The 2,307-nt window shown below is 37.5% G+C and carries 2 protein-coding genes; both read right to left on the bottom strand.

Translation table 11 applies throughout. The features are described 5' to 3' along the window. Nucleotides 1–603, bottom strand: a 603-nt coding sequence (locus A9239_RS05105) for a YncE family protein (protein WP_141706372.1), incomplete at its 3' end; no start/stop codon positions are given. A 185-nt stretch (nt 604–788) separates the two neighbouring features. Beyond that, a complete protein-coding gene (locus A9239_RS05100; protein WP_048156199.1) occupies nt 789–2,024 on the bottom strand; it encodes a C39 family peptidase in 1,236 nt (411 codons plus the stop codon). Nucleotides 2,025–2,307 lie beyond the last annotated feature (283 nt).

The following is a 2,307-nucleotide window of genomic DNA, read 5'->3' as shown; positions in this document are numbered from 1 at the left end:
AATTACGTAAATAGTGTTGTTTCGACTGTTGGCAGCATAGATTTTTTTTCCATCCGGTGTAAATGCAACATTGTAAGTACTCGGCCCCACAATAATCGGTGCCATTAAGGTGTTTGTCGCTGTGTTAATTACAGAGATATCGGTGTAATCATGCTGTTTCGTCACATAAATTCTTGTTCCTGCAGGGTTAACTGTAATTTCCGAAGGATAGCTACTTCCGATATTCACTTTGGCACTAACCATATTTGTGGCCGTGTCAATTACATAAACATTGGAGACGTCCATAGGTGAGTCCACCACATATACCTTTGTTCCTGCAGGGCTGACTGCAACTCCTACAGGCCACCCATCGCCGAGAGGCACTCTGGCTGTAACATTGTTAGTTGCTGTGTCAATTACAGCGACATTAGGAGTCGGGAGAGTACCATTATAATTCGTATCGTAATAATAACCTCTCAGATTATAATCCCCCATATTTGTCACATATGCAAATGGAGCCGTACATGCTACACCAGCCAATATTAAAATCGTAAGTGAAGCTATTCCAAAAATTTTTAGGAGAGTATGCTCTCGATATATTTTATCATATGTTATTTCTTCCATTTTAAATCCCAACTTATGGACTCATTAAAAAGCAACAACATCAGCGACTCTCTCCTGGATTTTGTTTATACCTATACCCTATAAATAAGGAGGTTTCGATAAACCCCAGTCTTTGGCTGGTTGTTATATAGGTTCATAAGCAACCGTTGAAAACCAGAAGTTTATCGAACTCCTCTGAGGAATTATTACCTTACATATATGCGTGTAGATTCTGAACTGCCGTATGTGCGTTCAAGTAATCCGGCATTACCATATGTCGAACCAACAGGCAGTGGATCATTAAGACGCAAATATGTATACCCATTTTGAGCTATATATCCTCTACAAAGTCGAAAATGACCTGGAATCATACTGAAGAATGGTCTATTGTTTTCAATTTCTGATATAGCGACACTATTAGAAAAGCTAGTAGCTATAGTTCCCGTCTTCCCCCATCGATATGTAGCCCATTTTACAATATCACCAGCTGAGAGCCCAGACGTGTATATGGAAGCAGGATTCCAACTCCACAGTCCATCACCCCTATAAATTTGATCTTGCGTAGGAATGGGGGTCGGTTTATTATAGTACTTACAAACCATTCGAATACATGCTGGACCACAAAAAACATCTCGTTCTTGCCCAATACCGTTAATATCAAGTATTTTACCTGTAAATGAACCTAGAACTATTGCATCACTACTGAGTTTTTTAATATTTTCTTCAGTAACTGCAGCATTAATATTAACTCCTTTATTAGTTGCTGCTTGTTCTGTAGATTTGGCAAGTTCATCACTTTTTTGCCATTCTTTTAAATTGTTTTCCTTTCCAGACTTCAAAATCTGGTCATACATTGACCAAACTCCAGGTTCGGTTTCAGTTGCTGGTTTATCTTCGACCTCTTCAAGGGTGTATGCATCTACAAATATCCGATGTTCAACTCCAGTAGTCTTGTCTTTTACTATGGTCATTGCACCTATACTCGGATAGCTGTATACAACCAAATTGGTTGATTTAATTTTTCCATCTGAATACTCACTTTTGGCTATTTCTATTGATTTTTTCATGACTTCCGCCGATTTATAAGGTTTAGGATCAAATTTAATATCGTAGATAGAAGGTCCCAACGTTTTATCGGCACAAACGTCGATTGTACCTGTTAATTTATTTTCTTTATATACTGAGAATTGATAAAATAATTTTTTACCGTTTATGTCATAAAGCTCAATTGGTTTGGGATTAATAGACGCCCCTGTCCAATTTTCAAAGCCTGGTGTATTAGCTGCTATAAAACTTATCATGTTTGCATTAGCATGTTTAAAAGCTTCCTCAGCAGTTACAGAATAATTATCCTCTTTCTGTGCACCTGCGGCCGGTATCAACGCCATACCAATCAGCATTACCAAAACAAGTATACTTATTCCAATTCTATTACGTTTCATATTTATCCTCCTTATTACCCTAGGAGGCAGAATCAGGCAAGCTTAAATATTCGCACAGCTAAACATGATAACTGCCTCATAGGGCATGTTTTGTGGGGTTTGAGTTCCCTGGCAAGTACTTTCAAACTCCATAAACTTCTCTTTCTTAACTCCTTATAAGTTTTATGTCCACTCTCTCTAACAATGCAATTTTCAAGCGGATTTTGAGTCTGGATTATTTTCCAATATTTTTACTGTTTAATGATTTGGCCATAAATTATTTATTTGAGTACATGTCTTAACC

It is taken from the genome of Methanosarcina sp. A14 (assembly GCF_001729375.1).
GTDB classification, from domain to species: Archaea; Halobacteriota; Methanosarcinia; order Methanosarcinales; family Methanosarcinaceae; genus Methanosarcina; species Methanosarcina barkeri.
This window is presented reverse-complemented; position numbering and strand designations above follow the sequence as displayed.